The organism is Cellulomonas septica (genome assembly GCF_012396155.1).
Classification (GTDB): Bacteria; Actinomycetota; Actinomycetes; order Actinomycetales; family Cellulomonadaceae; genus Cellulomonas; species Cellulomonas septica.
The window spans coordinates 1-3,070 of sequence record NZ_JAAXOY010000443.1 but is presented as its reverse complement, the minus strand read 5'-3'; the positions used below and the strand labels follow the sequence as shown (position 1 = coordinate 3,070).

The following is a 3,070-nucleotide window of genomic DNA, read 5'->3' as shown; positions in this document are numbered from 1 at the left end:
AACAGCACGCCGTGCGCGCCGGCGAGCTCACGGGCCTTGACGACGCGCGGCTCGGCCGACGGGTCGGGCGTGCCGTCGGCACCCCAGCCCAGCAGCGTGACCTTGGTGCCCGCGGTGACGTACAGCCCGGCCTCGACGACGCAGTCGTCGCCGAGCGGGATGCCGAGGCCCGAGTTCGCGCCGAGCAGGCTGCGGCGCCCGACCGACACCACGACGCGCCCGCCGCCGGACAGCGTGCCCATGATCGACGCGCCGCCGCCGACGTCGGAGCCGTCGCCCACGACGACGCCCCCGGAGATGCGGCCCTCGACCATCGACGTGCCGAGCGTCCCGGCGTTGAAGTTGACGAACCCCTCGTGCATGACGGTCGTGCCGCTCGCGAGGTGCGCGCCCAGCCGGACGCGGTCGGCGTCGGCGATGCGCACCCCGGACGGGACGACGTAGTCGACCATGCGCGGGAACTTGTCGACGCCGAGCACGGTCACGGGGACGCCCGTCGCGGCGCGCAGGCGGGCGCGCGTCGTCTCGAAGCCGTCGACGGCGCACGGCCCGCGGTCGGTCCACACGACGTTGGGCAGGACGCCGAAGATGCCGTCGAGGTTCTGCCCGTGGGGCTGGACGAGGCGGTGCGACAGCAGGTGCAGGCGCAGGTACGCGTCGGCGGTGTCGGCCGGCGGGGCGTCGAGGTCGACGACGGTCCGCACGACCTGCACGCGCACGCCCCGGGCCTCGTCGACGCGCTCGCCCGCGACGAGCTCCGCGGGGGCTGTCGCGTCGGCCGGCGGCTCGCCGAGCGCGGGCGCGGGGTACCAGGTGTCGAGCGTCGTGCCGTCTCCGGCGACCGTGGCCAGGCCGAAGCCCCAGGCCGTGCGTGCTGTCATGCGGACAACCCTAGACAACGTGCAGGCGCTTACCGTCCGGTAGCCCCCGCGACGGGCCGCGACGGACCGGAGCGCGTCGGGCGCGGCGGCTAGGGTCGCGGTGTGACCGCCACGACGCCTCCCGCCTTCGACCTGCGCGCCGACCTGCTGACCCTGACGCGCGCGGTGTGCGACGTCCCGTCCGTGAGCGGCGACGAGAAGGCGCTGGCCGACGCGGTCGAGTCGGCGCTGCGGGCGTACCCGCACCTCGAGGTGCTGCGCGACGGGGACGCGATCGTGGCGCGGACCGACCTCGGGCGGCCGACGCGCGTCGTCGTCGCGGGCCACATCGACACCGTGCCGATCGTCGACAACGTGCCGACGCGCGTCGAGGGCGAGGGCGCCGACCGGGTCGTCTGGGGCCGCGGCACCGTCGACATGAAGGCGGGCGTCGCGGTGCAGCTCGCGCTCGCGGCCGAGCTCGACGCGCCGACGCACGACGTCACGTGGGTGTTCTACGACCACGAGGAGGTCGACGCCGACCTCAACGGCCTCGGCCGGCTCGTCCGGACCCACCCGGAGTGGCTCGCGTGCGACTTCGCGGTGCTGTGCGAGCCGACCGCGGGCGGCCTCGAGGGGGGCTGCAACGGGACGCTGCGCGCCGAGGTCCGGCTGACCGGCGTCGCCGCGCACTCGGCGCGCTCGTGGACGGGGCGCAACGCCATCCACGCCGCGGGGGAGGTGCTGCGGCGCCTGGAGTCGTACGAGGCCGCGTCGGTCGAGGTCGACGGGCTCGTGTACCGCGAGGGCCTCAACGCGGTGCTGATCACGGGCGGCACGGCGGCCAACGTCATCCCCGACGCCTGCGTCGTCACCGTGAACTACCGGTTCGCGCCGTCGCGCAGCGTGGAGGAGGCCGCGCAGCACGTGCGCGACCTGCTCGACGGCTACGACGTCGTCGTCACGGACGCCGCGCCCGGCGCACGTCCCGGCCTCGACCACCCGGCCGCCGCCGCGTTCGCCGAGGTCGTGCTGGCCGTCACGGGTGGCGCGCCCGCGGCGAAGCTCGGCTGGACCGACGTCGCGCGCTTCTCGGCGCTCGGCGTCCCGGCCGTCAACTTCGGCCCGGGCGACCCGCTGCTCGCGCACAAGGTCGACGAGCACTGCCCCGTGGACCAGATCGAGGTCTCGCACGCCGCGCTGCGGGCGTGGCTCACCGCCTGACGACGTGCCGTCGACCAGCCCGGACGGGGACCGGGCGACGGACCGGCATCGCTCCGGCGACGGTCCGGTGACGGCGGCCGGTCCGGGCCGCGAACCCCCCGGACCCGCGCCTAGAGTCACCCCATGAGCGACGACGGTCAGCCCGCACCCGGCCAGGGGTACCGCAAGGGACCGGTGATCCTGCGCGGCCGGCAGATCCCCTCCAGCACGTCCGACCAGCGCCTGCTGAGCCGCGGCGACGGCGCGACCTGGCTGCACGACGACCCGTGGCGCGTCATGCGCATCCAGAGCGAGTTCGTCGAGGGGTTCGGCGCGCTCGCCGAGGTCGGGCCCGCGGTGAGCGTGTTCGGGTCCGCCCGCACACCGGCCGACAGCACCGACTACCGGCTGGGGGTCGAGGTCGGACGCCTGCTCGCGGGCGCGGGGTACGCCGTCATCACCGGCGGCGGCCCCGGGATCATGGAAGCCGCGAACCGCGGCGCCTTCGAGGGCGGCGGGCTGTCCGTCGGGCTCGGCATCGAGCTGCCGTTCGAGCAGGGCATGAACCCGTACGTCGACCTCGGCGTGAACTTCCGCTACTTCTTCGCCCGCAAGACGATGTTCGTCAAGTACTCCGAGGGCTTCGTCGTGCTGCCCGGCGGCTTCGGCACGTTCGACGAGCTGTTCGAGGCGCTCACGCTCGTGCAGACGCACAAGGTCACGAGCTTCCCGATCGTCCTCGTCGGGCGGTCGTACTGGCAGGGCCTCCTGGACTGGGTGAGCGGGCCGGTCCTCGAACGCGGCATGATCTCCGCCGTGGACCTCGAGCTGCTCAAGGTCGTCGACGACGCCGAGGAGGCCGTCGACATCGTCAGGGAACGCGGTGCGGAGCTGCGCGCCCAGGAGGAGGCCGCCGCGCGGGCGACCGCGGAGGCGGAGTCGTCGCCCGAGGCCGCGGGGTGACGCGCGGGACGGCGCCACCCCCCGGGCAGACGACCGCACCGGAG

The 3,070-nt window shown here is 75.0% G+C and carries 3 protein-coding genes; 2 read left to right on the top strand and 1 reads right to left on the bottom strand.

Annotated elements, in window-relative coordinates; all coding sequences use genetic code 11:
• Positions 1 to 881: 2,3,4,5-tetrahydropyridine-2,6-dicarboxylate N-succinyltransferase (gene dapD, locus HGA02_RS14695; RefSeq protein WP_168679746.1), on the bottom strand; the 881-nt coding region annotated here is incomplete at its 3' end.
• Positions 882 to 983: 102 nt separating this feature from the next.
• Between dapD and dapE the strand changes: the two genes are divergently transcribed.
• The gene (dapE, locus tag HGA02_RS14690) at positions 984 to 2,084 is read left to right on the top strand and encodes a succinyl-diaminopimelate desuccinylase (protein WP_168679744.1); all 1,101 of its coding nucleotides are present in this window, start codon (positions 984 to 986) and stop codon (positions 2,082 to 2,084) included.
• 123 nt (positions 2,085 to 2,207) lie between these two features.
• On the top strand, positions 2,208 to 3,026 hold the full coding sequence (locus HGA02_RS14685; protein ID WP_168679742.1) for an LOG family protein: 819 nt from the start codon (positions 2,208 to 2,210) through the stop codon (positions 3,024 to 3,026).
• Positions 3,027 to 3,070: the final 44 nt, after the last annotated feature.